Annotated in this window: 23 protein-coding genes, 1 pseudogene and 1 other annotated feature; of the genes and pseudogenes, 11 read left to right on the top strand and 13 right to left on the bottom strand. The window is 48.4% G+C overall.

Features of this window, described 5'->3' with window-relative positions:
* Positions 1 to 33: 33 nt before the first annotated feature.
* On the bottom strand, positions 34 to 1,494 hold the full coding sequence (gene cls / locus A7K98_RS10415; RefSeq protein WP_087488502.1) for a cardiolipin synthase: 1,461 nt from the start codon (positions 1,492 to 1,494) through the stop codon (positions 34 to 36).
* A 137-nt stretch (positions 1,495 to 1,631) separates the two neighbouring features.
* Between cls and A7K98_RS10410 the strand changes: the two genes are divergently transcribed.
* Positions 1,632 to 1,829: a YciY family protein gene (locus A7K98_RS10410; protein WP_087488501.1), complete on the top strand. Its 198-nt coding sequence runs from the start codon at positions 1,632 to 1,634 to the stop codon at positions 1,827 to 1,829.
* Between the two features lie 1,078 nt (positions 1,830 to 2,907).
* On the opposite strand, the gene A7K98_RS10395 is transcribed toward A7K98_RS10410, so the two are convergent.
* Positions 2,908 to 3,204 (bottom strand): YciI family protein, encoded by a 297-nt coding sequence (locus tag A7K98_RS10395; protein ID WP_087488498.1) that lies wholly within the window; start codon positions 3,202 to 3,204, stop codon positions 2,908 to 2,910.
* A 155-nt stretch (positions 3,205 to 3,359) separates the two neighbouring features.
* Between A7K98_RS10395 and A7K98_RS10390 the strand changes: the two genes are divergently transcribed.
* The gene (locus A7K98_RS10390) at positions 3,360 to 4,160 is read left to right on the top strand and encodes an energy transducer TonB (protein WP_087488497.1); all 801 of its coding nucleotides are present in this window, start codon (positions 3,360 to 3,362) and stop codon (positions 4,158 to 4,160) included.
* 59 nt (positions 4,161 to 4,219) lie between these two features.
* On the opposite strand, the gene yciA is transcribed toward A7K98_RS10390, so the two are convergent.
* From yciA to A7K98_RS10375, 3 genes are read right to left on the bottom strand one after another with little or no spacing between them, the layout of a single operon-like run.
* Complete coding sequence (gene yciA / locus A7K98_RS10385; protein ID WP_087488496.1) at positions 4,220 to 4,639, bottom strand: acyl-CoA thioester hydrolase YciA; 420 nt, start codon at positions 4,637 to 4,639, stop codon at positions 4,220 to 4,222.
* Positions 4,640 to 4,689: 50 nt separating this feature from the next.
* Positions 4,690 to 5,226: a septation protein A gene (locus A7K98_RS10380; RefSeq protein ID WP_087488495.1), complete on the bottom strand. Its 537-nt coding sequence runs from the start codon at positions 5,224 to 5,226 to the stop codon at positions 4,690 to 4,692.
* Between the two features lie 56 nt (positions 5,227 to 5,282).
* On the bottom strand, positions 5,283 to 6,017 hold the full coding sequence (locus tag A7K98_RS10375) for a YciC family protein (RefSeq protein WP_087488494.1): 735 nt from the start codon (positions 6,015 to 6,017) through the stop codon (positions 5,283 to 5,285).
* Between the two features lie 384 nt (positions 6,018 to 6,401).
* Here A7K98_RS10375 and ompW point away from each other — a divergent pair, with 384 nt between their 5' ends.
* Positions 6,402 to 7,034, top strand: a complete 633-nt coding sequence (gene ompW / locus A7K98_RS10370; protein ID WP_087488493.1) for an outer membrane protein OmpW — start codon at positions 6,402 to 6,404, stop codon at positions 7,032 to 7,034.
* 64 nt (positions 7,035 to 7,098) lie between these two features.
* Here the strand turns inward: ompW and A7K98_RS10365 are convergent, their stop codons facing one another.
* From A7K98_RS10365 to A7K98_RS10335, 6 genes and pseudogenes are all read right to left on the bottom strand, one after another.
* Positions 7,099 to 7,413, bottom strand: a complete 315-nt coding sequence (locus tag A7K98_RS10365) for a BON domain-containing protein (RefSeq protein ID WP_087488492.1) — start codon at positions 7,411 to 7,413, stop codon at positions 7,099 to 7,101.
* A gap of 130 nt (positions 7,414 to 7,543) precedes the next feature.
* Positions 7,544 to 8,347: a tryptophan synthase subunit alpha gene (gene trpA / locus A7K98_RS10360; RefSeq protein ID WP_087488491.1), complete on the bottom strand. Its 804-nt coding sequence runs from the start codon at positions 8,345 to 8,347 to the stop codon at positions 7,544 to 7,546.
* Positions 8,347 to 9,537: a tryptophan synthase subunit beta gene (gene trpB / locus A7K98_RS10355; RefSeq protein ID WP_087488490.1), complete on the bottom strand. Its 1,191-nt coding sequence runs from the start codon at positions 9,535 to 9,537 to the stop codon at positions 8,347 to 8,349. Before trpB ends, trpA begins: the two co-directional genes overlap by 1 nt.
* Before the next feature lie 38 nt (positions 9,538 to 9,575).
* Complete coding sequence (gene trpCF, locus A7K98_RS10350) at positions 9,576 to 10,937, bottom strand: bifunctional indole-3-glycerol-phosphate synthase TrpC/phosphoribosylanthranilate isomerase TrpF (RefSeq protein WP_087488489.1); 1,362 nt, start codon at positions 10,935 to 10,937, stop codon at positions 9,576 to 9,578.
* A 2-nt stretch (positions 10,938 to 10,939) separates the two neighbouring features.
* Positions 10,940 to 12,530 (bottom strand): annotated as a pseudogene (gene trpD / locus A7K98_RS21565) (bifunctional anthranilate synthase glutamate amidotransferase component TrpG/anthranilate phosphoribosyltransferase TrpD).
* The gene (locus tag A7K98_RS10335; RefSeq protein ID WP_087488486.1) at positions 12,530 to 14,092 is read right to left on the bottom strand and encodes an anthranilate synthase component 1; all 1,563 of its coding nucleotides are present in this window, start codon (positions 14,090 to 14,092) and stop codon (positions 12,530 to 12,532) included. The pseudogene trpD and the gene A7K98_RS10335 overlap by 1 nt, the downstream one beginning before the upstream one ends.
* Positions 14,093 to 14,115: 23 nt before the next feature.
* Positions 14,116 to 14,220, bottom strand: a sequence feature (Trp leader region).
* A gap of 149 nt (positions 14,221 to 14,369) precedes the next feature.
* On the opposite strand from A7K98_RS10335, the gene rnm reads away from it, so the two are divergent.
* From rnm to rluB, 3 genes are all read left to right on the top strand, one after another.
* The gene (gene rnm, locus A7K98_RS10330) at positions 14,370 to 15,269 is read left to right on the top strand and encodes an RNase RNM (protein WP_249776134.1); all 900 of its coding nucleotides are present in this window, start codon (positions 14,370 to 14,372) and stop codon (positions 15,267 to 15,269) included.
* The gene (locus tag A7K98_RS10325) at positions 15,266 to 15,886 is read left to right on the top strand and encodes an L-threonylcarbamoyladenylate synthase (protein WP_087488484.1); all 621 of its coding nucleotides are present in this window, start codon (positions 15,266 to 15,268) and stop codon (positions 15,884 to 15,886) included. The genes rnm and A7K98_RS10325 overlap by 4 nt, the downstream gene beginning before the upstream one ends.
* A 165-nt stretch (positions 15,887 to 16,051) precedes the next feature.
* Positions 16,052 to 16,975, top strand: coding sequence for a 23S rRNA pseudouridine(2605) synthase RluB (gene rluB, locus A7K98_RS10320; protein ID WP_087488483.1), 924 nt, complete (start codon positions 16,052 to 16,054; stop codon positions 16,973 to 16,975).
* 55 nt (positions 16,976 to 17,030) lie between these two features.
* Here rluB and A7K98_RS10315 read toward each other — a convergent pair whose 3' ends face one another.
* A complete protein-coding gene (locus tag A7K98_RS10315; protein ID WP_087488482.1) occupies positions 17,031 to 17,792 on the bottom strand; it encodes a YciK family oxidoreductase in 762 nt (253 codons plus the stop codon).
* Between the two features lie 171 nt (positions 17,793 to 17,963).
* Here A7K98_RS10315 and sohB point away from each other — a divergent pair, with 171 nt between their 5' ends.
* Positions 17,964 to 19,010: a protease SohB gene (gene sohB / locus A7K98_RS10310; protein WP_087488481.1), complete on the top strand. Its 1,047-nt coding sequence runs from the start codon at positions 17,964 to 17,966 to the stop codon at positions 19,008 to 19,010.
* A gap of 49 nt (positions 19,011 to 19,059) precedes the next feature.
* Here sohB and A7K98_RS10305 read toward each other — a convergent pair whose 3' ends face one another.
* Positions 19,060 to 19,311 carry a DUF2498 family protein gene (locus A7K98_RS10305; RefSeq protein ID WP_087488480.1) on the bottom strand — a complete coding sequence of 84 codons (252 nt, stop codon included), beginning with the start codon at positions 19,309 to 19,311 and terminating at the stop codon, positions 19,060 to 19,062.
* A 360-nt stretch (positions 19,312 to 19,671) separates the two neighbouring features.
* On the opposite strand from A7K98_RS10305, the gene topA reads away from it, so the two are divergent.
* The 4 genes from topA (at position 19,672) to acnA (ending at position 26,548) form a co-directional block, all read left to right on the top strand.
* Entirely contained in the window at positions 19,672 to 22,278 is a 2,607-nt protein-coding gene (gene topA / locus A7K98_RS10295) for a type I DNA topoisomerase (protein ID WP_087488478.1), read from the top strand.
* Between the two features lie 202 nt (positions 22,279 to 22,480).
* A complete protein-coding gene (gene cysB, locus A7K98_RS10290; protein WP_087490458.1) occupies positions 22,481 to 23,455 on the top strand; it encodes an HTH-type transcriptional regulator CysB in 975 nt (324 codons plus the stop codon).
* A 151-nt stretch (positions 23,456 to 23,606) separates the two neighbouring features.
* Complete coding sequence (locus A7K98_RS21320) at positions 23,607 to 23,774, top strand: hypothetical protein (protein ID WP_157665918.1); 168 nt, start codon at positions 23,607 to 23,609, stop codon at positions 23,772 to 23,774.
* A gap of 116 nt (positions 23,775 to 23,890) precedes the next feature.
* Positions 23,891 to 26,548 (top strand): aconitate hydratase AcnA, encoded by a 2,658-nt coding sequence (gene acnA / locus A7K98_RS10285; RefSeq protein ID WP_087488477.1) that lies wholly within the window; start codon positions 23,891 to 23,893, stop codon positions 26,546 to 26,548.

The raw sequence follows: 26,548 nt of genomic DNA, 5'->3' as shown, positions 1-26,548 counted from the left end.
CCTGTACTTTTAATAGTGTGTATGCGGCCTTTTTTACAGCAAAGGACTGAAGAAGTAAAACAGTCGTTCTACTATGCGGCGCCAATATGGACGTTTTGCCCATTCTTTAGCATCCAGCAGTTCTGAGCGCTGAATATAGTCCTGTTGAACAAGTGAGACATCATTCCCAAAATCGATATCATCAATGACCAGTGTGACTTCAAAATTTAACCACAGACTGCGCATATCCAGATTTACGGTTCCTACCAGGCAGAGTTCCCCGTCTGCCAGGACACTTTTGGTATGCAGTAAACCGTCTGAGAACTGATAGATTTTAACTCCGGCTTCCAGCAGCTCGGTAAAAAAAGCCCGACTTGCCCAGCCGACCAGCAGTGAATCATTTTTCTTTGGAACGATCAGGCTGACATCTACGCCACGCAGCGCCGCAGTGCAGATTGCATGTAACAGGTCATCACTGGGTACAAAGTAAGGTGTTGTCATCACCAACTCTTCGCGCGCTGAGTATATAGCAGTCAGCAGGGCCTGATGGATCATATCTTCAGGAAAGCCAGGGCCGGAAGCAATCACCTGAATAATATGCCCGCTGGCCTCTTCAAAAGGCATCACTACCTGGTCAGGCTGAGGGGGCAAAATACGCTTACCGGTTTCAATCTCCCAGTCGCAGGAGAAGACGATTCCCAGAGTGATAGCAACAGGACCTTCCATCCGGGCCATCAGGTCTACCCATTGTCCCACACCTGCATCCTGTTTGAAGAAACGAGGGTCAACCAGATTCATACTGCCGGTATAGGCAATCGAATTATCTATCAGAACAATTTTACGGTGCTGACGCAGATCCATGCGTCGCAGAAACATCCTGAACAGATTGACCTGAAGTGATTCAACCACTTCTATTCCGGCGTCACGGAATTTTTTTGGCCAACCGCTGCGAAAAAATGTCCGGCTGCCGGCAGAGTCGAGCATTAGCCGGCAGAAAACTCCGCGTCCGGCGGCCTCAATGAAGGCTTCAGCTACCTCATCTGCCAATCCGCCAGGCTGCCAGATATAAAAAACCATCTCAATATTATGCTGCGCTTTACCAATATCACGAATCAGAGCGTGCATAACATCATCGGAACTGGTCAGTAATTCCAGATGATTACCTTTTACACCGGGGATGCCGTGTCGATGTTCGCATAACCGAAATATTGCGCTGGCAACACTACTGGTGCTGGTCGCGAAAATATGTGAAGAGTTCTTTAATTCTGTCATCCAGCGGGCAGTAGCCGGCCACATAGTTCTGGCACGCTCTGCCCGGCGCTTACCCAGATATAGTTCACCAAAGCTAAGATAAGCAATAATTCCCACCAATGGCAGAATGTAGATGATGAGCAACCAGACCATTGAAGAGGAAACTGTCCGTCGTTTCATCAGGATTCTGAGGGTGACGCTGGCAATTAACAGCCAGTAGCCAAACAATATCAACCCGTTAACCAGTGAATAAAATATCGTCATTAAGTGGAAGTCCGGTTCACGCTTTCGTCATCTGAGTGTACGTTGAGTTGCGTTATTGTAAAACCTTTTCTGAAACCAGCGTTGGATCCCGGCATTAAGCGCGTATACTGTTGCTGTAATACTCAGGGGAGAGAGTGATGAAAAGAAGCAGAAATGAAGTCGGACGCTGGAGAATGGCACGCCAGACCAACCGGCGTAAAGTACGCTGGCTTGAAGCACAATCCAGGCGTTATACCCATATCCGTCTGATAAGACACCAGTTGGCAAAGCTACAACGCAGGTCTTTACTGTTTAAACTGTCTGAAAGTAGTCCCTCGTCAAAACATTATTTCTGATATCAGATCTCCGCTGCTGGTTCTTCAGTAGCGGAAACCTCAACGTTTCTTAAAAACTACTCAGCACATGGCCGTAAAAACCGGCTATCCATACAATATATGCCAGCCAGATAATGACACCAGCACCCAGAAAGAATTTTGTGTTCATAATAGTAGTCTCCGGAAGGCCTTGTTTGATGTTAAACAGGTTACGGGATTCAGTATAAAAATCCCGGAGGCAGTGATATTGATGTGGATCAATCGCAGTTAACTGAGCCCCTAAATTGATTGACTGTCTATGTGCCGGGCTTTGAATAATAGTCCGTTGCTGTAATTCCACTGTATTGATGGTTGTTAATTCGACGCTGTCCGGGGGGAACTCCTGCCAGGGAAGCTAAATAACTCTAATCACTATGGTTAGAACAAGGGAAAACCCGTCAGGGAGACCGTGCGGGTTTACGGCAACCTTCGGACTGGTGCCATTACAGGTGTTTCTGAGATTCGAAACACTTATCCTGAAGCCTTCTGACAGCATCCGGTGGCATGGGAGCCGTCATCATCTTCCTGTAAGTCATGCATTCTGGTGTTGTTTCTGCATGATGCTTCTGATGAGCACATGCAGTGAGCGAAAATATTGCAAATGACAAATAAATTAATTTAGTCAACTCACCCTCCTCAGATATTTATAAGTGTAGCCAGCTATCACAGAGTATCCTATCGGCTGTTGTTTAATGAAATCAATAAGCCAGGATATAGTGACTCTAAAGCCACATTATTCGTCTGGGCAAACTGGCGGACGAGCATCACTAAGACAAACGATGACTATGATGCCCCCTGGCGTGACCCGTCATGGGTGGCAATGGCTCGTTAATCATCACTACCATAATAAGGCTGATATGGTAATCGCACCTGGTACCACGTCTAAAGCGCTGAAGAGGGGGGGACGTTTATGGTGAAGAGTTTTTGATGAGCAGGGTGCGCAACTCGAATTTGAAAGCCCGGACAAAAAATATTTTGTGTACCTAATTGAGTACCTTTTTTAATTTAATGTCCGATGCTTTTTATTTAACGAATTGTTTTAATGGCGTTTACTATTGTATCAGAACACCCGCTTAAAGGGTTTTACAGTGACATTCTGATAGACACCCGCTGCAACATAAGGATCATCATTGGCCCATGACTGAGCGGATTCCAGTGACGGAAACTCTGCAATCACCGTTGAACCAGTGAAGCCGGCTACTCCCGGCTCATTACTGTCAACTGCTGGCAGAGGGCCGGCAACAATCAGCCTGCCTTCATCCTGTAACAGTTGCAGACGTGCCAGATGAGCTGGGCGAACGGACAAACGTTTTTCAAGTGATTCTGGAAAATCTTCAGCGTAAATGACGTATAACACGGCGATTATCTCTTGCAGCAATAAGTTGAAAACTCAAAGTTATGCTAAGCGTGACATCAGTGCAAATAAAATGGCACAACTGAGTCAGGAATACGTATTGAAACTGATTGCTATTTGCATTTAAAATGAATCATCACTGAACTGACCAGATCGCTATGAGCACTTTGACAGAAGAATTTCCTAAACGTTTATCATTATCCATGCTGGTATCAGTCGCTTTACATGGCGTGGTAGTTGCCGGACTGTTGTATGCATCATTCAATCAGGTTCTGAATGTGCCTACGCCTCAGGCTGCTATCGATGTCTCTATGGTAGCGCCGGAAGTTCAGACCCAGGCCGCGATTAGTCAGCCTCTGCCGGTTCCGCAGCCTGTAACTCCTCCACCACAGGAGGTTCAGCCTCAGCCGGCACCTGAGCCGGAGCCAGAACCTACACCGACACCTCAGCTGGATAAACCGGTACCTATTGAAAAGCCTGAACCTAAGCCGAAGCCTAAGCCTGAGGTCAAGAAGCATCATGAGGTGAAGAAAAAAGCAGTTAAACCTAAACCTGTGGTGAAACATGAAGAGAAGCCGACGGAGAAAAAAGAAGATCTGACGGCTCAGCAAAAAACTAATCCGGCAGATCAGACCAAAGCCCAGACAGCACCGCAAAAGTCTAAAACTGATCAACAGAGTATTTCCCAGGGCAAACCACAATCTGTCAGTATTACCAGTCCGACCTATCCGGCACGTGCACTGGCTTTCCATCTGGAAGGGCGGGTTAAAGTTCAGTTCGATGTGGATGATGCTGGTAATGTGGTAAATGCACGGATTATTGAAGCCCAGCCACAAAATATGTTCGATCGTGAAGTCAAACAGGCCATGAGGCACTGGCGTTATCAAAGCGGTAAGCCAGGTAAAGGTCTGACAATGAACATTTTGTTTAAAATTGATGGCAGCTCATCTGTTGAATAGCAGGATGATTCGAAAAAAAAGCGCAGAGATGCGCTTTTTTTGTGCGATAGATATTTTTCTCAGGGGTAAGTCTTGTTAGCTACTGGCTCACTCAACGCCCTTGATTTACCGTGGTCATCTACCGCAACGTAGATAAATACTGCCTCAGTAGTACAGTAAGTCTGGCCGATAGGCTCAGAAGACACTTTTTTAATCCAGACTTCTACATTGATGGTAATTGAACTGGTGCCGGTACGAATACAGCGGGCATGGCAGCTCACCACATCGCCTATCGCAACCGGTTTCAGAAATGTCATACCATCGACACGAACAGTGACGACACGACCATTTGCGATTTCTTTAGCCAGAATTGCTCCACCCATGTCCATCTGGGACATCAACCAGCCACCAAAAATATCGCCATTTGCGTTGGTATCCGCCGGCATGGCCAGCGTACGCAACACCATCTCACCTTGCGGTTGCCTCAGACTTTCAGTCATTTTTATTCTCTGTATTATTCCCTGTGGCCTGCAGGCAGACCACGGCGGGATTATTTTTCTTCACGTGGCAGATGACGCCAGATATATAAACCACTGGCCGCGGTAAACAGCAGTGTTAATGCTGTCAGACCGAACACTTTAAAGTTAACCCATAATGATTCAGGCAACCAAAAAGCGACATAAATATTTACTAATCCGCAAACAAAGAAGAAAACTGCCCATGCAGCATTGAGCTTGCGCCAGACGGGAGCAGGTAATTCGAGTTCTTTCCCAAGCATTGACTGAATCAATGGTTTTTCCATCCAACACTGACTGAAAAGCAACGCTGCAGCAAACAGAGTATAGATAACGGTCACTTTCCATTTAATAAATTCGTCATTATGGAAAATGAGCGTCAGTGAGCCAAATACAGTCACCAGCAGGAAAGTGATAATTGTCATTTTTTCCAGCTTGCGATACAGCACCCAACTGACAACCAGTGCGATCGCCGTAGCTGCAATCAGTGCCCCTGAAGCGACGAAGATGTCATATAACTTGTAAAACACAAAAAAGACGACAAGTGGCAGAAAGTCCAGTAATTGTTTCATAACAAGTCCGAATAATACGGCTTACCTGCGAGTAAGCCGAAAAATAATACAGATGATTAACGAATCAGCATATACAGGCGGAACAGGTAAATGACCAGTACCGCTGACAGCAAATTACCCAGAGTAGTGGCAATGACTGCTGCTGTGGTGGCAGGCAACAGTGTCTGTGACGCAAAAATAAACATCAGCAGTACCTTACCAGCCAGCCAGCAAACCACTGCAGGGGCCAGTGATTTAAGGTTTTTCCAGGCCAGCGGAACACTAAGTTTCATGGCTCCGATAATACCGCCGCGTTTCTGGCTAAGTAACACTGGTGCCAGAGCAAACAGAATGGTCAGGAAAATACCCGGCACCATAAGGGCCATAAAACCAATCTGAACAATTAACGTCACCAGAAATGTCTGAATCAGTAATGCTGGCAGAAATCCTACTGATGCTCCGATAGCTCCCAGGGCACTGATTTTTTTACCCGCAGATACCGACGGAATTAACACCAGCATTCCACCGAGTAATAAGGTATTGCCAATCAATGCCGACAGCGTACCTACAGCAGAAGTGTGCAATAAAATCTTCTGTTGATCCGGTGTCATATTCTGCAGAACGGAAATCAGCGATCCGGTATTGTCATCCCCTTGCATCAGAGCCGCAACCTGATCAGCCCCCGGAGAGAAAACAGTCCCCAGTATTACTGTGACCAGAGCGCTGGCAAGTGCAATAAGGGTGATCGCTGGCAGCTGGTGGCGCAAAAAATTTGCAGTATCACGGTATAACGAGCTGGCCGTGAGAGACATGTACACTCCTTTGGGAAACAAATGAATTAACCGGAAGATTGTACATGTTAACCCTGCTGACGGGCACCCTGACTTACATAACTTTCCGTTTTTATCGCTGGTCGCTGTTTCCTTAACCACTCTGAGCAATTCCATTAGCAAAATCCGGCTGGAGGTTCACTGAGCTACGGAGACGCGCTAAGACAATTTTTTTATCCAAAAAGCGCGATTGCGTAGTGGTGAAAATTGATCTAAATCAAGGCTTTGTTTTTTAACTATTTTTTATCCCCGGAAAGACATGATTTTCTGTGTGATTCGCGTTAAACATAGCAACAACCAATGACAATTTAACGATTGTTCACATTGAAAACTATAAAGCGATGGCGTTTCAGGAGAGGAGTGGCTATGAAAATCGGAAAAATTGGGTTACTAATTGCGGCCCTGCTACCAGCGGTAGCTTCAGCGCATCAGGCTGGTGATTTCTTTATCAGGGCAGGGAGTGCAACAGTACGTCCGACCGGTGGGTCCGATAATGTACTTGGCCTTGGTGAGTTTAATGTCAGCAATAATACCCAGCTGGGATTAACTTTTACTTATATGGCAACTGACCATATTGGTGTGGAATTACTGGCAGCTACACCTTTCCGTCATAAAGTAGGGCTTGGACCGACAGGAACCCTGGCAACCGTACACCAACTGCCTCCTACATTAATGGCGCAATATTACTTTCTGGACAATACCTCAAAATTCCAGCCTTATGCCGGTATTGGATTAAATTACACCACCTTCTTTAATAATAAATTCAATGATACTGGTCGCGCAGCAGGGCTGAGTGATTTGCATGTGAAAGATTCGGTAGGTGTTGCAGGACAACTGGGTATGGATTATCAGATTAACCAGCACTGGATGCTGAATGCTTCAGTCTGGTACATGGATATTAATACCAAAGTTAAATTCAAAGCGGGTGATGATCAGGAAAGTATTAAAACCAATATCAACCCGTGGGTATTCTTCTTCGGTGTCGGTTACAACTTCTGATAAAGCATGCTTAACTGCTATAAAAAAGGCCGGATTTCCCGGCCTTTTTTGCGAAACAGAATAACTACTTGATCTGAATGTTATTAACAACAGAAGTTACGCCCGGTACTTCACGGGTAACTTCTACTGCGCGACTGGCTGCCGATGGGGTTGCTACGAAACCGCTCAGCTGTACGCGTCCTTTAAATGTCTCAACATTAATTTCGGTAGATTTTAGTTCTTTAGTACCCAACAATTGTGCTTTTACTTTTGTGGTAATTACGGTGTCATCGATGTAACCGCCGGTGCCTTCTTTTTTAGGGCCCGGAGCACAACCTGCTAATGACAGTGCTACCACAGATGCCAGCACAGCACTGGCTAAACCTTTAATAAACTTCATTTAATGTCTCCCTGTATTTTAAACATCATACCCCGGTGAGTTCCGGTACATTTGTAGTTTAACTGTAATTCAGGAATCTACCAGTTTTACGTTAAAAAGGCCTTCACCTGAAAAGTGAAGGCCTGATTAATCAGCGGGTAGCCGCTTTGAGTGAGGCAGCAAAATCAGTCAGTTTCTGCAGCATCACTGCGGGTTGCTGCAAATTCTGTTCGATAATTTTGACCACGGCAGAGCCAGAAATTGCACCTGCTGCACCGGCCCCGATAGAATCTTTGACCTGTGAAGGCTCAGAAATTCCAAATCCCTGGACCGGAGGCGCTGCATGGTATTCATGCAGTTTGCTGATGATATGATGCAGTGGCCGCGCGGCTTTATTTTCCGTTCCGGTAACCCCGGCACGTGACAGCAGATAGGTGTATCCGCGTCCATGAGAAGCGATTTCACGCAGCAAATCATCACTGGCATTTGGCGGGCAGACAAAAATAGGCGCAATATTATGTCGGGTTGCTGCCTGGCGGAAGGGTTGAGACTCTTCCATCGGAACATCCGCGACCAGCACGGAATCTACGCCAGCTTTCTGACAACGGGCATAAAAGTTGTCAATTCCCGGGCTGAAAACCAGGTTGGCATAAATCAGCAGACCAATCGGGAGTTCAGGGTATTTGCTACGGACCTGAGCAATAATTTCAAAGCTCTTTTCGGTATTCATTCCGGCACTGAACGCCCGCAGATTAGCCGCCTGAATGGTCGGACCGTCTGCCAGCGGATCGGAGAATGGAAAACCCAGTTCAAGCGCGTCTGCGCCACCTTCGACCAGAGCATCGATAATCTGCAGGGATAATTCGAACGAAGGATCGCCCAGCGTGACAAACGGGACAAACGCGCCTTCTTTACGCTCTGCGAGGCGGTTAAATAATAAAGAGTAACGTTCCATCAGATTTCTCCACGCTGCTTCAAAATATCGTGCACAGTAAAAATATCTTTATCGCCACGCCCTGACAGGCTGACAACTAACAGCTGCTCTTTTTCAGGATTTTCACGAGCCATTTTCAGAGCATGGGCCAGTGCATGTGAGGATTCCAGTGCCGGAATAATCCCTTCATGACGTGACAGTTCTTTAAATGCTTCCAGAGCCTCATCGTCAGTCACTGACACATATTCTGCGCGTCCTGTGCTGTTAAGGTAGGCATGTTGTGGCCCAACTGACGGGAAATCCAGACCGGCAGAGATGGAGTAAGACTCTTCAATCTGCCCATCTTCTGTCTGCATCATTGGCGATTTCATACCAAAATAAATGCCTACTTTGCCGTGTTTGAGTGGTGCGCCGTGTTGTCCGGTTTCAATACCCAGACCTGCCGGTTCGACACCGATTAACCCGACGGATGTCTCATCAATAAAATCAGCAAACATTCCGATAGCATTCGAACCACCACCGACACAGGCAATTACGGCATCCGGCAGACGACCTTCATGTTCAAGGATCTGGGCACGGGTCTCTTCGCCAATCATCCGCTGGAATTCACGCACGATGGTTGGGAAGGGATGCGGGCCGGCAGCGGTGCCCAGCATATAGTGAGCTTTCTCATAGCTGCCAGACCAGTCACGCAGGGCTTCATTACAGGCATCTTTCAGAGTTGCTGAGCCGCTGTGCACAGGAATAACTTCAGCTCCCATCAGGCGCATACGGAAGACGTTTGGCGACTGGCGTTCGACATCTTTAGCACCCATATAAATCCGGCACTTCATGCCCAGCAGGGCACAGGCAATTGCTGAGGCGACACCGTGTTGTCCGGCACCGGTTTCAGCGATAATTTCATTTTTCCCCATCCGCTTTGCTAATAGCGCCTGACCCAGAACCTGGTTAGTTTTATGGGCACCACCGTGCAGCAAATCTTCACGTTTCAGGTACAGACGGGTGCGGGTTCCGGCAGTCAGATTGCGGCACAAAGTCAGTGCTGTCGGGCGACCTGCATAATCTTTCAACAGTTGGGTAAATTCCTCCTGAAATTCCGGGTCTCGCTGGGCACTGACAAAAGCTTCTTCCAGTTGAGTCAGGGCAGGCATCAGAATTTGCGGCACATACATACCGCCAAATTCACCAAAATAGGGGTTCAGTAAAGTCATAACTCAGTTTCCTGTATCGTCAGATCGACGCGTCCTGATTAATAAGCGCGTAATTGTTGGAATACATCTGCCAGTTTTTGCGGATTTTTAATTCCGGGAGCACTTTCTACGCCAGAATTAAAATCCAGCCCAATGCAACCGGTCAGAGCTGCCTCGGCACAATTATCGGGAGAGAGACCGCCGGCCAGCATGACATTATGCAGATCCTCACCTTTCAATAATGACCAGTCGAAACGCTGTCCGCTGCCCCCCTGACCATTGTCGAACAGATACCGGTCAACATGAGGGATATCACGGGCTGGCAGATGGTCACGAATACTGAAGGCTTTCCAGATAGCAATGTTGTCTGGCAGTTGCTTGCGCAGAGTAGCAATCCACTCTGCAGATTCATCACCATGCAACTGAACTGTATTCAGTGACAACCGGGTGGCAGTGCTGACAACTTCGTCCTGTGAAGCATTACGGAATACACCAACGAATTTAAGCGGTGCAGCAGTGATCAATGTTTCTGCCTGCTCAATGCTGATTTGTCTTGGCGATCCTTCGGCAAAAATTAGCCCGCCATAGACTGCACCAGCCTGCCAGGCGGCACTCACATCTTCGCTGCGGGTCAGGCCGCATACTTTATTATCGCCAATCAGTACACGGCGAACGGCTGCGGCAAGATTATCCTCTGACATCAGAGAAGAACCAATCAGGAAACCATTGGCATAATCCCTTAACTCACAGATCTGACTGTAATCGTAGATGCCCGATTCACTGATAATAGTGGTATCTTTCGGGAGCTGCGGTGCTAACTGGCGTGTCTTATCAAGATGAACCGAAAGATCACGCAGATCGCGGTTGTTAATCCCTGCAACGCGAGGTTTCAGTACCAGTGCTCGTTCCAGCTCTTCCTGATTACTGATTTCGGTCAGTATGCCCATATTAAGTGAATGAGCAACTTCGGCCAGTGCCAGATACTGCTGATCATCCAGTACCGACAGCATCAGTAAAATAGCATCCGCCTGATAGTAACGGGCCAGATAGATCTGATACGGGTCAATAACAAAATCTTTGCACAGCACAGGCTGGGTGATAGCGGCACTGACCAGTGGCAGAAATTCAAAATTGCCCTGAAAGTATTTTTCATCCGTCAGCACGGAAACGGCGGATGCGTAGTCACGGTACACCGTAGCGATGGCTACCGGGTCAAAGTCTTCGCGGATTAATCCTTTAGAAGGTGACGCTTTTTTGCATTCCAGGATAAATGCGCTTTTGTTACGTTGTAACGCCTTATAAAAGTCACGTGTTGATGGCACAAGCTGAGACTGGAAATCTGCCAACGGCTGTTGTGCTTTACGAGCTTCGATCCAGATGGCTTTGTCTGCAACAATCTTCTCTAAAACAGTACCCTTCATGATTATCCTCTTGCTGCCAGTGCAGTCACTAATTCGTAAGCCCGGCCACTACGGATGACAGCGATTGCCTGTTCTGCGTTTTCGCGCAAATCTTCATTGCCGAATAATTTCATCAGCATAGCAACATTGGCTGCAATCGCCTGTTCATGGGCTGGCTGGCCATGACCCTGAAGTAACTGACGTAAAATATCACGATTTTCCTCAGGCGTACCGCCCGCCAGTGACTCTTTATCATGAAAATCAAGCCCGAAATCCGGAGGACTGATTTCATAACGGGTAATTTCACCGTCACGCAATTCAGCCACCATTGTCGGTGCATGAATCGCGATTTCATCCATTCCTCCGCCATGAACGACTGCTGCGCGACGGTAGCCCAATACTTTAAGAGTTTCAGCAACCGGCTGAATCAGTTGTGGACTGTAGACGCCAATTAACGCTAACGGAGGGCGAGCCGGATTAATCAGCGGGCCAAGCACGTTAAATAATGTCCTCGTCTGTAACTGTTTGCGCACCGGCATCGCATAGCGAAACCCACTGTGATATTGCGGGGCAAACAGGAAACAGACGTTCTGATCGTCCAGTGCCTGACGGGCATTTTCTGGTGTCATATCCAGATTAATGCCAAACGCAGCCAGCAGGTCAGATGAACCGGACTTACTGGAAACGCTGCGGTTGCCATGTTTGGCAACTTTAAGTCCACAGGCGGCAGCGACAAAGGCACTGGCGGTTGAGATATTAATACTGTTACTGCCGTCACCTCCGGTTCCGACAATGTCCGCAAACATATAATCAGGACGAGGGAATTCACGGGCATTGGCCAGTAGCGCAGTGGCAGCGCCGGCTATTTCTTCAGGGGTTTCACCGCGAACTTTCATCGCAATCAGCGCAGCACCCAGAGACACCGGATCCATTTCGCCGGTAACTATGGCCGAAAAAAGTTGTTCGCTTTCTGTCTGGCTGATGACTTTGCCCTGATATAACTGTTCCAGAATCTGCTGCATTTCTTCGTCCTTATTTACCAAGCGCCCAGGCGAGGGTCTGTTCAAGTAATTTTGCCCCCTGGGTTGTCAGAATTGACTCCGGGTGAAACTGGAAGCCACAAACTTTGTCTTCATCATTACGGATGGCCATCACCATACCGTTGAAGGTGGCGTTTACTGTTACATCCGCCGGAATATTGCTGCCTACCAGAGAGTGATAGCGGGCAACCGGCAGCGGGTTAGGTAAACCACTAAACATTGCCTGACCATCATGGCTGATAGCAGATGCTTTACCGTGCAGAATTTCACCGGCCTGACCGACAACGCCGCCATAGCTTTCGACGATGGCCTGGTGGCCCAGACAAATACCGATAATAGGCACTTTACCGCGCATTGCTTTTAGTAAAGCGGGCATTGAGCCTGCATCAGCAGGAGCTCCCGGGCCAGGAGACAGCATCAGAACCGGGTTTTCCATGCTGCTCAGACGTTCAGTCAACGTTTCAACCGGCAGGTTATTGCGATAAACCACGACATGATGACCAAAGGTCCGTAGCTGATCGACCAGGTTGTAAGTAAAGGAGTCAAAGTTATCCAGCAGTAAAATATCGGCCATCAGAAAATCTCCTTGCAGTGATGGGCTGTTGCGATGGCGCGTAATACGGCACGTGCTTTATTGCGGCTTTCGTCGGCTTCTGCTTGTGGTACTGAGTCCAGCACCACGCCACCACCGGCCTGCACAGTCGCAATTCCGTCTTCAACATAGGCCGAACGAATAACAATACAGGTATCAAAATCGCCGGTACCGGTGAAATATCCGACGGCTCCACCATAAGATCCGCGACGGGTCCCTTCAGATTCGGCAATCAGTTGCATTGCTCTGACTTTCGGTGCTCCACTTAATGTCCCCATATTCATTACCGCGCGGTAAGCGTGCAGAACATCAAGATCTTCGCGCAATGTACCAATGACCCGGGAGACCAGATGCATTACAAAGGTGTACCGGTCAACTTTGGTCAGGTCAGCAACGTGACGAGTGCCCGGCACGCAAATTCTGGCCAGATCATTACGTGCCAAATCGACCAGCATCAGGTGCTCAGCGAGTTCCTTATGATCGGTACGCATCTCCAGTTCGATACGGCTATCGAGATCGCGGTCCAGCTCACCGGCAGCATTACGGCCACGCGGACGGGTACCTGCTATCGGGTAAATCTCTATCTGACGCGAGGTGGCGGAGTATTTCAGAGAGCTCTCCGGTGATGCACCAAACAGAGTAAAATCATTGTCCTGCATAAAAAACATGTAGGGACTCGGGTTACTGTTTTTCAGTGTGTCGTAGGCTGCCAGAGGAGACGGACAGGGTAAAGAGAAGCGACGAGACGGGACAACCTGAAAAATTTCACCAATACGAATAGCGTGTTGTAAACGGCTGACAACCTCACAATAGACTTCATCGCTTTGATTACAGCTGAGTTCCATTTGCTCAACTTTCTGAGCCACCAGTGCCGGTGCAGATTGCTGCATTTGTTGATGCAGCTGATGAATGCGCTGTTGCAACCGCTGAAATTCGCTGGCTGACGGGGTAAATACACTGGCCTGTAAACGTGCGGTTTGTGACTGATGATCAATAACCAACAATGTTTCAGCCAGATAGAAACAGTAATCTGGGCAACGCTGATGATTATCCAGGTCCGGTAACGTTTCAAATCCGGCGACCAGGTCGTAGGCAAATAAGCCGCCCAACATAACCGCTTCACGGTGATTTTCGCTGTGATTAATCAGCGCAGGGATTAACCGCAAGGCATCAAGCACTGAAACAGATTTCAGTCGGGAATCTTCATCCTGGAGTGGGTCAATCACAGGGAAAAACAGTTCACGCCCGTCCGGTCTGACCTGAATTTCTACGCTGTCCGGTAATGCTGCATCCAGTAATGGCAGCAGGCTGGCGCCGTTTTCAGACAGGGCCTGAACCGAAACCTGACGGCCCATGGCGCTGATACGCAGCGCGCTGTCCGTAATCAGCAGGCTTTGTAGATTATTTTTACTGTCAACATCGGCAGATTCCAGCAGCAAAGTGGCCGGGCGTGCACCGCAAAGCTGGTTGAAAACCGCTGCCGGGTCATGCCGATAAGGGGCATCACCGGTAATAAGTTTTAATTCTGGTTTTGCTGTAGCCATGGTTATTTCTCTGAATTTTTTTCAAAAAAAAGCCCGCGATTCGCGGGCCCTGAAATCTGCACTGTGGTTATACTTACGGTGCACGACAACATCGCCCTTTAAGGGAGAGTCATGCGCCACCAACGGAAAGAATGCAAAGTATTAACCAACATGAGAAGTATCCTTATCTGAACTTGTGTACTAGTTAACTGGTTCATGAGCGGATTGTCAATACATCTTTTTCACTTATTGCTAAAATGCCACAATACGTCAGAGCACAATAGCTATTGGAGTTAATTTGACCGAGCGAACGGCATTTCAGCTATACGATTTACATAGTCATACCCGGGCATCTGACGGTGTCTTAAGTCCTGAAGAACTGGTAATTCGCGCACATGACCGTGGTGTTAATGTACTGGCGATTACAGACCATGACACTACTTCCGCGATTCTTCCCGCGCAACAGGCGATTATTCAGCACCAGTTACCCCTGACATTGATAACCGGCGTAGAAATATCAACGTTATGGGAGAACCATGAAATTCATATTGTGGGTTTGGGGATGGATATTGGCCATCCTGCTATCTGTGAGTTACTGGAAAATCAGCACCAGAAACGTCGATTTCGTGCAGAAGAAATCGCCCGCCGGCTGGAAAAGGCAGGTATTGCTGGTGCACTGGAAGGCGCTACAGTGCTGGCCGGGGAAGGGCAGATTACCCGCGGCCATTTTGCGCGCTATCTTATGGAGTGCGGTAAAGCAACAACTATGGCTCAGGTGTTTAAACAATATCTGGCGCGGGGCAAAACCGGATATGTCCCGGCACAATGGTGTACAATAGAACAGGCGATTGATGCCATACATCAGTCGGGAGGCAGAGCGGTGGTTGCCCATCCTGGCCGCTATGATTTGTCTGCCAAATGGTTAAAACGATTACTTAAATTTTTTGCAGAAGCTGGTGGTGATGCAATGGAGGTGGCGCAATGTCAGCAACCTCCTGATGAGCGACAGCAACTGGCAAAATATTCTCAGGAGTACGGGCTGGCGGCTTCACAGGGGTCGGACTTTCACCAACCCTGCGCCTGGATAGAACTGGGGCGTAAACTCTGGTTACCGGCAGATGCTGAAGCTGTATGGTTACGTTTTCCTGAAATTCAAAGTGTTGCACCGGTATTCAATGGTGCAGGGAGTGAAGTATGAGTCAGTTTTTTTATATCCATCCGGAAAATCCACAGCCGCGCCTGATAAGTCAGGCAGTCGATTATCTTAACAAGGGCGGGGTTATTGTTTACCCGACGGATTCCGGATATGCGCTTGGTTGTCGTCTGGAAGATAAATCTGCGCTGGAGAGAATTTGTCGCCTGCGTCAGCTGGATGACCATCATAATTTTACTTTAATGTGCCGTGACTTATCAGAACTGTCGACCTATGCACAGGTGGATAACAGTGCGTTCCGGCTGATCAAAAATAATACTCCCGGCAGCTACACCTTTTTGCTTAAAGCGACTAAAGAGGTTCCGCGGCGTTTAATGAACGAAAAACGTAAGACTATCGGCTTACGTGTAACTTCTCACCCGGTGGCTCAGGCTCTGCTCGAGGCACTCAACGAGCCAATGATGTCTACCACCCTGATGCTACCGGGTAATGATTTTGCTGAATCAGATCCTGAAGAAATTCAGATGAGTATTGGTAAGCAGGTGGATCTTATTCTGAATGGCGGAACCATCGGTCAGCAACCGACGACCGTCGTGGACTTAACCGGTGATGCTCCGGAAGTGCTGCGGGAAGGTGCCGGCGACCCGGCTCCTTTCCGTTAAAACCGCCCTGTGACAGCCATAAACCGCAGTCACTGAAAAATAAAAAATCGTTACATTGTGACTGCGATCCTGTATAATGGCAGTCAGTATTTACGTAAGTATTTGATTTTTATATTAAATATACCCTAAACCTGAGGCCTGGGAAGGCGACAGTGAGGCTGCTCCATGAGCGAAAAGTTACAAAAAGTTTTAGCGCGTGCCGGACATGGTTCCCGTCGTGAAATTGAAGCAATTATCTCTGCCGGACGGGTCAGTGTGGACGGAAAAATTGCCACTCTGGGCGACCGTGTAGAAACCGGAAGTTCTCTTAAAATCCGAATTGATGGTCATCTGGTTCGTATCGCTGAGACCTCCAGTGAAGTATGTCGGGTTCTGGCTTACTATAAACCTGAAGGTGAGTTATGTACCCGTAATGATCCTGAAGGCCGGCCAACAGTTTTTGATCGTTTACCTCGTCTGAACGGTGCCCGCTGGATTGCGGTCGGGCGTCTTGATGTTAACACCTGCGGTTTGATGCTGTTTACCACTGATGGTGAGCTGGCGAACCGTCTGATGCACCCGAGCCGTGAAGTTGAACGTGAGTACGCGGTAAGGGTATTCGGGCAAATTGATGATGACAAAATTCGTCAGCTTAGCCTGGGTGTTCAGCTGGAAGATGGTCCTGCGGCGTTCAAAACGTTGAAGTTTGGCGGCGGAGAAGGCCTTAACCAGTGGTATAACGTCACACTGACCGAAGGGCGTAACCGTGAAGTTCGTCGTTTGTGGGAAGCTGTCGGAGTACAGGTCAGCAGACTGATTCGTGTTCGTTACGGCGATATTGTGTTACCAAAAGGCTTGCCACGAGGCGGATATATGGAGATGGACCTGACATCAGTCAACTATCTGCGCCAGCTGGTTGAAATGCCGGAAGAGACGGTAACTAAACTGGCAGTAGAAAAAGATCGTCGTCGGACCAAAGCTAATCAGATTCGTCGTGCGGTGAAAAAACACAGTCAGCTGGGTAGCAAAACTTCCGCTAACCGTCGTCCTGCATCAGGTCGCAGTGCTGTGGCACGCCCGACATCTAAACGTAATAATGGTAACGGCTGAGTTATAGTTTCAGGTGTTATCAGAAACCCCGGATTTCCGGGGTTTTTTTATCATATTAGCTGGCAGGGCCCGCTTTACGTCCGGGCTGAGCATCAAAACTGATGCCTGTCTCGCCGATGCTGGCATCACTCATCACATGCAGGTAAACCGGCATGATATCAGCGGGTGTTCTCAGCAGGCTGGCGTTCTCTTCAGGGAATGCACTGGCACGCATGGTAGTCCGGGTTCCGCCCGGGTTGATACAGTTTACCCGCAAGCCACTGTCTCTGTATTCGGCGGCCAGCACCTGCATCATCCCTTCAGTGGCAAATTTAGACACTGAATAGGTTCCCCAGCCAGCACGGCCCTGGCGGCCGACACTGGAACTGGTAAACACCAGCGATGCTGAGGTGGCGTTAAGCAGGAGCGGCAGCAAAGCCCGGGTCAGAAAGAAACAGGCATCAAGGTTTATTTTCATCACCTGCTGCCACTCTTCCGCGCTAATTTCCGACATAGGTTGGAGGGTGCCAAGTATACCGGCATTATGCAGTAACCCTTCCAGCGTCGGGGTGATAGCTGCAACCTCGCGGGCAAATTGCTGGCAGTCTTCAGCTGTGGCGGTTGCCAGGTCCAGTACCAGTACACTGGCGGGTTGTTGCTGCAGGGCATTGATTGTCTGGCGCACCTGCTCCAGTTTTTGTGGATTGCGGCCGGTGAGTATTACTCTGGCACCCTGCCTGGCGTAGGTGATTGCGGCTTCACGGCCAATACCATCTGAGGCTCCGGTGACTAAAATAGTGCGGTTTTTCAGCAGGCTGCTGTCAGGGATACTGTTCACGGACGGTCCTTTGTTTTATTAGATTTCATGCAGTTATGTCGTAAATTATCATATGATAGACTTTGATGACAGGCTGTTACTTTCCTGATTTGCCAGGGTGTTACCCAGATTGATTTACACTACTGGCCGGGAATTCAGACATTTCAACGGATCTTGACTAAGGTGGGCTGAGTGAGTTTTATTGCAGAGTACGGGCTATTTTTAGCCAAAATTGTCACGGTGGTAGTGGCAATTATTGCGCTGGTACTGGTCGTTGTTGGAGTATCTTCGCGTAAAAAGGGCACCCAGGGACAACTGAATCTGGGACACCCCGGGGAAGACTATCAAACGCTTAAACAGACGCTGTCTGTGGCAAAACTCCCGGAACATGCACAGAAACCCTGGTTAAAAGAGCAGAAAAAGCAGCAAAAAGCCAAAGCTAAGGCTGAGAAAGCCCGTGCGAAACAGGGAAATATCAGTGCTGCTGCTAAAACTCTCTTTCTGCTTGATTTTAAAGGAAGTATGGATGCCGGCGAAGTCGCTTCATTGCGTAAAGAGATTTCAGCGGTGTTATCCGTTGCTGTGCCCGGAGATGAGGTGCTGCTGAAACTGGAAAGTCCTGGCGGAGTGGTGCACGGATATGGTCTGGCTGCGTCCCAGTTGCAACGGTTACGTGATCATGGCATTCCATTGACCGCGGCAGTTGATAAAGTTGCAGCCAGTGGTGGTTACATGATGGCATGTGTTGCCTCGCATATTGTTGCCGCACCGTTTGCCATTATTGGTTCGATTGGCGTTGTTGCTCAGGTACCTAACTTCAACCGTTTACTGAAACGTAACGATATTGATATCGAACTTCACACGGCGGGTCAGTATAAAAGGACACTGACACTTCTTGGTGAAAATACCGATGCCGGTCGTGAAAAATTCCGTGAAGATTTAAACGAAACCCATCAGTTGTTTAAATCATTTGTTCATCAGATGCGACCGTCACTGGATATTGATGCCGTGGCAACCGGTGAACACTGGTACGGGCAACAGGCTCTTGAAAACGGGCTGATTGACGAGATTGCTACCAGTGATGACATCATCATTAAGAAAATGGATGAGTTTAATCTGCTGTCAGTCAGTTACAGTAAAAAGAAAAGCATTATTGAACGGTTTACCCAAAGTGGTGCCAGTGTGGCTGAACGTCTGCTGCTGAAATGGTGGCAGAAAGGCGAAAAACCGCTGTTGTAATAATGCCCCGCCGTTTTCTGAAACACATCTGCCCCGGCCTTCGCCGGGGTTATTCTTTCAGGTAATAATGCGGAGACAGTTCCACGGTCAGAAATTTGAACATATTGAAGGCCAGTGTGCTCTGTTGGGTAGGCATTCCCTGTGTGTCTGCAAACCACGGGCCACTAAAAATCAATAATGGTCCCTGCTGACGGACCGAGGTGATTTTCATCGCAGGAAAGTAATCTTTGTGCTGTTGCAACTTCTGATTGGCCAGCGTAATCAGGGCGGTAGCATCGAGTGTTTCAGGGGTTGTGTTCATTTTTAACTCCGGGTGATAAGTGACATTACAAACCTTGTGGTTATTGTAAAAGAGTGTCACCGCGGAAACAAAATTATTGGTGCGATTAGTGGCGTGAAATACGCCGGGATGCTAATAAAGTTGCGTAACAGATTTTATCAGGTACAGTGTGGACGATTTCAATATCAGGCTATTGAGGCCAAAAACAGGTTGAATTCCTGAGTAAAATATTATTGTAATCATGCTGTTAATATTCGGGCAATGTTCAGTGATCGATGATCTGGCGTGATAAGCAGGAGTCGGCAGCAGCTATGGTTGTTGCAAATCAGGGGAGTAAACCTCTCCCGTTCTTCAGGACGTTTTTATTAGGTAAAGTTATCTATGGGTAAAGCACTCGTTATTGTTGAGTCACCTGCAAAGGCTAAAACTATTAATAAATACCTTGGCAGTGGCTACGTTGTTAAATCAAGTGTGGGTCACATTCGTGATTTGCCGACCAGTGGTTCGCTGGCAAAAAAGACAGCTGAGACTGGCAAGCCGAAAACAACGAAAACAACTAAAACCGGTAAGAAAGACGAGAAAAGCGCGCTGGTCAACCGTATGGGCGTTGATCCCTGGCATGGCTGGAAAGCTAATTACCAGATTTTACCGGGTAAAGAAAAAGTTGTTTCTGAACTGCAGGCACTGGCTGCTGATGCTGACCACATTTATCTCGCAACGGATTTGGACAGAGAAGGGGAAGCTATTGCCTGGCATCTGCGTGAAGTTATTGGCGGAGATGACAAGCGGTTCAGCCGCGTGGTGTTTAATGAAATTACTAAAAATGCGATTCGCCAGGCATTTGAACAGCCTGGTGAACTGAACATCGACCGCGTAAATGCACAGCAGGCGCGGCGGTTTATGGACCGTGTTGTGGGCTACATGGTCTCACCTCTGCTATGGAAAAAAGTGGCGCGCGGCTTATCTGCCGGTCGTGTCCAGTCAGTTGCTGTACGACTGGTGGTGGAGCGTGAACGCGAAATCAAGGCTTTCGTTCCGGAAGAGTATTGGGAAGTCGACGTGCGCCTGAATACTCCTAAGGGTGACGAACTTCTGATGCGGGTCACTCATCAGGGCGAAACTGCATTCCGTCCTGAAAATAAAGCAACCACTCAGGCTGCTGTCGCTCTGCTGGAAAAAGCCAGCTATCAGGTGACTGAGCGCGAAGATAAGCCAACCAGTAGCAAACCAGGCGCACCGTTTATTACCTCTACGTTGCAACAGGCTGCGAGTACGCGCCTGGGCTTCGGCGTGAAAAAAACCATGATGATGGCTCAGCGTCTGTATGAGGCAGGGCATATAACTTACATGCGTACTGACTCAACCAACCTGAGTCAGGATGCGATCGAGATGGCTCGTGGCTATATCGAAGGCAATTTTGGTAATAGCTATTTACCGAATACCGCCACGGTATATACCAATAAGGATAATTCGCAGGAAGCGCATGAAGCGATTCGTCCTTCTGATGTCAATGTAGAGGCTGATCAGCTGAAAGATATGGAAGCTGATGCGCAGAAACTTTATCAACTGATCTGGCGCCAGTTTGTTGCCTGTCAGATGGTGGCAGCGAAATACGATTCTACAACTCTGACCGTTCAGGCAGGAGAGTATCGCCTGAAGGCGAAAGGCCGTACATTGCGTTTCGATGGCTGGACCCGTGTGATGCCGGCACTGCGTAAAAACGATGATGATTTGACTCTGCCAGCGGTGGATGTCGGTGAATCACCAGCGTTACTGGATGTTGTTCCTGCACAACACTTTACCAAACCACCGGCCCGATTCAGTGAGGCTTCACTGGTTCGTGAACTGGAGAAACGGGGAATTGGTCGTCCTTCAACCTATGCCTCGATTATCTCGACCATCCAGGATCGTGGTTATGTCAGAACTGAAAGCCGCCGCTTTTATGCTGAGAAAATGGGTGAAATCGTTACCGACCGACTGGAAGATAATTTCCGTGAGCTGATGAATTACGATTTTACTGCGCGCATGGAAGATAATCTTGACCAGGTCGCCAATAATCAGGCGGAGTGGCGTGCTGTGCTGGACCACTTCTTCACTGATTTTAGTCAGCAACTGGAACAGGCAGATAAAGACCCTCAGGATGGCGGTATGCAGCCAAACCAGATGGTGGTGACTTCCATTGAATGTCCGACCTGTCAGCGCCATATGGGTATTCGTACTGCAACTACCGGTGTATTCCTGGGATGTTCTGGTTATGCTTTGCCACCAAAAGAGCGCTGTAAGCAGACCATCAATCTGATTCCGGAAAATGAAGTACTCAATATCCTGGAAGGCGATGACGCAGAGACTAATGCATTACGTGCTCGCCCGCGCTGCCAGAAATGTGGTACCGCGATGGACAGTTACCTGATTGATGACAAACGGAAACTGCACGTTTGTGGTAATAACCCTTCCTGTGATGGCTATGAAATTGAAGAGGGTGAATTCCGCATTAAGGGCTATGACGGTCCAATCGTAGAATGTGAAAAATGCGGCAGTGAAATGCACCTGAAAATGGGGCGTTTTGGTAAATATATGGCCTGTACCAATGAAGCCTGTAAAAACACCCGTAAAATTCTGCGTAATGGTGATGTAGCTCCGCCGAAAGAAGATCCGGTTCCGTTACCTGAACTTGCGTGTGAAAAATCAGATGCTTATTTCGTATTGCGTGATGGAGCTGCTGGTATTTTTCTGGCGGCCAATACCTTCCCTAAATCACGCGAAACCCGTGCGCCGCTGGTGGAAGAATTGCAACGGTTTAGCGACCGGTTACCGGAAAAATTCAGTTACCTGACTGAAGCACCTGTAGCTGACCCGGAAGGTAATAAAGCGATGGTTCGCTTTAGTCGCAAAACAAAGCAGCAATATATTTCGTCTGAAAAAGACGGGAAAGCGACAGGCTGGTCAATGTTCTATATTGACGGAAAATGGCAGGAAGCTAAGAAATAGTTTTTTTCTGTGAAACAGGCCAGCTTTTGCTGGCCTTTTTGCTTTTAACTTATATAGCTATTTGTTCTGTTGAGAATATTTTAATGCTATAGTGGTTATAGAAAAAATGTATGTGCTGTCTGTTAAGGATTCGACAATTTTTACCAGATAACTATTTGCAGGAATGCAGGCACTGAGTGCCCCTTGTCCAGAATGGTGGGCTATGAAATTACAGCAATTGCGCTATATCGTCGAAGTCGTAAACCATAATCTTAATGTTTCCTCGACGGCTGAAGGGTTGTATACCTCACAGCCTGGTATCAGTAAACAAGTCCGGATGCTGGAAGATGAGCTCGGTGTACAGATATTTTCCCGTAGTGGTAAGCATCTGACCCAGGTAACTCCGGCCGGCGACGAAATCATCCGAATTGCCCGCGAAGTTCTGTCAAAAGTTGATGCCATAAAATCGGTGGCTGGCGAACATACCTGGCCTGACCAGGGTTCACTGTATGTGGCTACCACCCATACTCAGGCCCGCTACGCACTTCCTCCGGTGATTAAAGGCTTTATCCAGCGTTATCCTCGTGTTTCACTGCATATGCACCAGGGATCACCGATGCAGATTGCTGAAGCCGTTTCTAAAGGGAACGCGGATTTTGCGATTGCGACTGAAGCTCTGCATCTGTATGACGACCTGGTGATGCTTCCTTGCTACCACTGGAATCGCGCGATTGTCGTTCCGCCCGGACATCCTCTCAGCGAAAAATCCCATGTGACGATTCAGGATTTAGCCGAGTATCCGTTGGTGACTTACACATTTGGCTTTACCGGACGTTCAGAGCTGGATTCTGCGTTTAACCAGGCTGGTCTGACGCCAAAAATCGTGTTCACTGCAACAGATGCTGACGTCATTAAAACCTACGTTCGTCTGGGGTTAGGTATCGGGGTGATAGCCAGTATGGCGATTGATCCGGTTTCTGATCCGGATCTGGTGAAAATTGATGCATCAGATATTTTCACTTTCAGCACAACTAAAATTGGCTTCCGTAGCAGTAGCTTCCTGCGAACCTACATGTATGACTTTATCCAGCGTTTCGCTCCGCATCTTACCCGCGACGTGGTCGATACAGCCATTGCCTTACGATCAAACGAAGACATCGAAGCGATGTTTAAAGATATTCGCCTGCCGGTGAAATAAATATAGTTTTCCGGACCGCATTTTTTCTTCTGCGGAGCCGGCGGTTTTCTCTTATGCTAACCGTGCCTGTCAAGGATGACTCGCAAAGCAGTAACGCCCGTATCAGTCTGAAACTGCAGGGCGTTATTCTGATGTTTAACAGGGAGGTACTATGCTTTTTTCAGATCTTATCCATTCAATACGTCGTTTTTATCCCCGTAATAATCCGATAATTTCCCTCCATCAATACCGTCGCCGGGTCTGGCTGATTGCCTTATTGATTTGTGTTCTGTTCTGGCTGATGGTCGGGTTAATCCTCCGGCAGTTGTTTTTGTGTTAATTGTCTGTGTCTTATTTGTTATTTAGTGTTATACGAAGAACAGCTCCCTTTATTTAGTCTATTTTTAAATAAACCCTGTTTTTTTACGGGGTCTTTGCCACTGCAAAGGAGGAGCTATGTCGTTATCATTACGTGAAAGCAGCCAGAAGATACTGGCGGTTAATGGCAAAAACTACAGCTATTACAGCCTTCCCGAACTGGAGTCGCTCACCCGGCCCTGTGCTGCACTTCCCAAATCACTAAAAATTTTACTGGAAAATCTCCTGCGCTGGCAGGACGACGAAACTGTTACACAGCAGGATATCCTTGCGATTATTGACTGGCTGAATGCGGGTAAAGCCGATCGCGAAATAGCCTACCGTCCGGCACGTGTATTGATGCAGGATTTCACTGGCGTACCTGCAGTCGTTGACCTCGCTGCGATGCGTGAAGCTGTCGACCGGCTGGGGGGAGATGTCAGTAAAGTGAATCCACTTTCTCCGGTCGATCTGGTAATTGACCACTCAGTGACTGTCGATTTTGCCGGTCAGCAGAGTGCTTTTGAGCAAAATGTCGGTCTGGAAATGCAGCGAAATCACGAGCGTTATATTTTTCTGCGTTGGGGACAGCAGGCATTCAGGCAGTTTCGTGTTGTTCCACCCGGAACCGGAATCTGTCATCAGGTCAATCTTGAATACCTTGGACAGGCCGTGTGGCAACAGGAAACAGATAACGGCACGCTGATCTATCCCGACACCCTGGTTGGTACCGATTCTCATACCACCATGATCAACGGCCTGGGAGTGTTGGGCTGGGGCGTGGGAGGCATTGAGGCAGAGGCGGCAATGCTTGGGCAGCCGGTGTCGATGCTGATTCCGGAAGTAGTTGGATTTCGGCTTAGCGGTAAACTTCGTCCGGGTATCACTGCAACTGATCTGGTATTAACCGTCACTCAGATGCTCAGGAAGCACGGGGTGGTGGGCAAATTTGTTGAGTTTTATGGTGACGGACTGGCAGACCTGCCTTTGGCAGACAGGGCAACTATTGCCAATATGGCTCCGGAATATGGCGCGACATGCGGATTTTTCCCGATAGATCAGGTGACGCTTAATTATATGACCCTGACCGGTCGAAGCAGCCAACAGATTGCACTTACAGAAGCTTATGCCAAAGCACAGGGCTTATGGCGTGAAGCCGGTGATGAACCGGTGTTCACCAGTAGTTTATCTCTCGATATGTCGGAAGTAGTGAGTAGCCTGGCAGGGCCTAAACGTCCGCAGGACCGGGTAGCACTTAATAAAGTTCCTGAAGCGTTTGAGCTGGCATCTCAGGTCAGCCATCCTGCAACTGATACGAAAGTTGATGATGCGAAGCTCCCTGTGGATGGTGCGGTAGTGATAGCAGCAATTACTTCCTGTACTAACACCTCAAATCCGGCGGTTATGATGACCGCAGGCTTACTGGCTAAAAACGCCGTTGCCCGGGGACTTAAACGTCAGCCGTGGGTTAAAGCCTCTCTGGCGCCAGGTTCAAAAGTGGTGACCGACTATCTGGCTGTCGCCGGATTAACTGAATCGCTGGACCAACTGGGATTCAATCTGGTGGGATACGGTTGTACCACCTGTATTGGTAACTCCGGACCGTTATCTGATGAAGTAGAAAATGCGATTAAAACCGCCGACCTGACTGTCGGGGCGGTATTATCAGGAAACCGTAATTTTGAAGGACGCATTCATCCGTTGGTAAAAACCAACTGGCTGGCTTCTCCGCCACTGGTGGTTGCCTATGCTCTGGCGGGTAATCTGAAGATTAATCTGGAGGAATCCCCGCTCGGAGTCGGCAGCGATGGTAATCCTGTCTGGCTGAAAGACATCTGGCCAACTCCCGGTGAAACCGACGCAGCGGTGCAGAAAGTCAACAGCAGTATGTTCCATAAAGAGTACGCGGAAGTTTTTCAGGGGACCGAAGAATGGCAAAAAATATCGGTCAGTAACAGTGCCCTGTATCCATGGGATTCCGCCTCGACATATATCCGTAAAGCACCGTTCTTCGATGTTATGGATAGTACGGTGCCGGAAGTCGAAGATATACGGTCTGCTCGTGTGCTGGCGATGCTTGGTGATTCTGTAACTACAGACCATATTTCGCCTGCCGGCAATATTAAAGCAGACAGTCCTGCTGGCCGATATCTGGCAGAGCAGGGGGTTGCCCCACAGGATTATAATTCTTATGGGTCCCGGCGAGGTAACCATGAAGTTATGATGCGGGGTACTTTTGCTAACATTCGTATCCGTAATGAAATTGTCCCTGGCACTGAAGGTGGTTACACCCGTTATTTTCCGCAGCAACAACAGCTTTCGATCTACGATGCGGCAATGAAATATCAGCAGGACGGCACGCCACTGGCGATTATCGCAGGTAAAGAGTACGGTTCCGGCTCCAGCCGTGACTGGGCCGCGAAAGGGCCGAGGTTGCAGGGGGTACGGGTTGTGATTGCCGAGTCCTTCGAGAGAATTCACCGCTCTAATCTGATTGGAATGGGAATTCTTCCGTTGGAGTTTCCTGCGGGTGTTAGCCGTAAAACGCTGCAACTGACGGGTGAGGAAACTATCGATATTCAGGACTTAGCCGGAATTACCCCGGGGGCGAGTGTTCCTGTAACACTGACAACAACCAGTGGTCAGGTTCAGCAGGTGAACATGCATTGCCGGATAGATACTGCTACGGAATTATTGTATTACCGTAATGGTGGAATACTGCATTATGTGATTCGAAAACTGCTACAGGAAAAATAA

This window comes from Tatumella citrea, assembly GCF_002163585.1.
GTDB lineage: Bacteria > Pseudomonadota > Gammaproteobacteria > Enterobacterales > Enterobacteriaceae > Tatumella > Tatumella citrea.
Note: the sequence above shows the minus strand (reverse complement) of the source record. Positions and strands in the feature narration are given on the sequence as shown.

Excerpts from the sequence above, each read along its gene's own strand:
- A7K98_RS10305 (WP_087488480.1), bottom strand. The coding sequence starts at position 19,311 with ATGAACACAACCCCTGAAACACTCGATGCTACCGCCCTGATTACGCTG.
- A7K98_RS10410 (WP_087488501.1), top strand. The coding sequence starts at position 1,632 with ATGAAAAGAAGCAGAAATGAAGTCGGACGCTGGAGAATGGCACGCCAG.
- A7K98_RS10325 (WP_087488484.1), top strand. The coding sequence starts at position 15,266 with ATGAGTCAGTTTTTTTATATCCATCCGGAAAATCCACAGCCGCGCCTG.
- A7K98_RS10365 (WP_087488492.1), bottom strand. The coding sequence starts at position 7,413 with ATGAAGTTTATTAAAGGTTTAGCCAGTGCTGTGCTGGCATCTGTGGTA.
- A7K98_RS10335 (WP_087488486.1), bottom strand. The coding sequence starts at position 14,092 with ATGGCTACAGCAAAACCAGAATTAAAACTTATTACCGGTGATGCCCCT.
- rluB (WP_087488483.1), top strand. The coding sequence starts at position 16,052 with ATGAGCGAAAAGTTACAAAAAGTTTTAGCGCGTGCCGGACATGGTTCC.
- A7K98_RS10380 (WP_087488495.1), bottom strand. The coding sequence starts at position 5,226 with ATGAAACAATTACTGGACTTTCTGCCACTTGTCGTCTTTTTTGTGTTT.
- cls (WP_087488502.1), bottom strand. The coding sequence starts at position 1,494 with ATGACGATATTTTATTCACTGGTTAACGGGTTGATATTGTTTGGCTAC.
- acnA (WP_087488477.1), top strand. The coding sequence starts at position 23,891 with ATGTCGTTATCATTACGTGAAAGCAGCCAGAAGATACTGGCGGTTAAT.
- trpCF (WP_087488489.1), bottom strand. The coding sequence starts at position 10,937 with ATGAAGGGTACTGTTTTAGAGAAGATTGTTGCAGACAAAGCCATCTGG.
- cysB (WP_087490458.1), top strand. The coding sequence starts at position 22,481 with ATGAAATTACAGCAATTGCGCTATATCGTCGAAGTCGTAAACCATAAT.
- yciA (WP_087488496.1), bottom strand. The coding sequence starts at position 4,639 with ATGACTGAAAGTCTGAGGCAACCGCAAGGTGAGATGGTGTTGCGTACG.
- ompW (WP_087488493.1), top strand. The coding sequence starts at position 6,402 with ATGAAAATCGGAAAAATTGGGTTACTAATTGCGGCCCTGCTACCAGCG.
- trpA (WP_087488491.1), bottom strand. The coding sequence starts at position 8,347 with ATGGAACGTTACTCTTTATTATTTAACCGCCTCGCAGAGCGTAAAGAA.
- A7K98_RS10390 (WP_087488497.1), top strand. The coding sequence starts at position 3,360 with ATGAGCACTTTGACAGAAGAATTTCCTAAACGTTTATCATTATCCATG.
- A7K98_RS10375 (WP_087488494.1), bottom strand. The coding sequence starts at position 6,017 with ATGTCTCTCACGGCCAGCTCGTTATACCGTGATACTGCAAATTTTTTG.
- A7K98_RS21320 (WP_157665918.1), top strand. The coding sequence starts at position 23,607 with ATGCTTTTTTCAGATCTTATCCATTCAATACGTCGTTTTTATCCCCGT.
- trpB (WP_087488490.1), bottom strand. The coding sequence starts at position 9,537 with ATGACTTTACTGAACCCCTATTTTGGTGAATTTGGCGGTATGTATGTG.
- topA (WP_087488478.1), top strand. The coding sequence starts at position 19,672 with ATGGGTAAAGCACTCGTTATTGTTGAGTCACCTGCAAAGGCTAAAACT.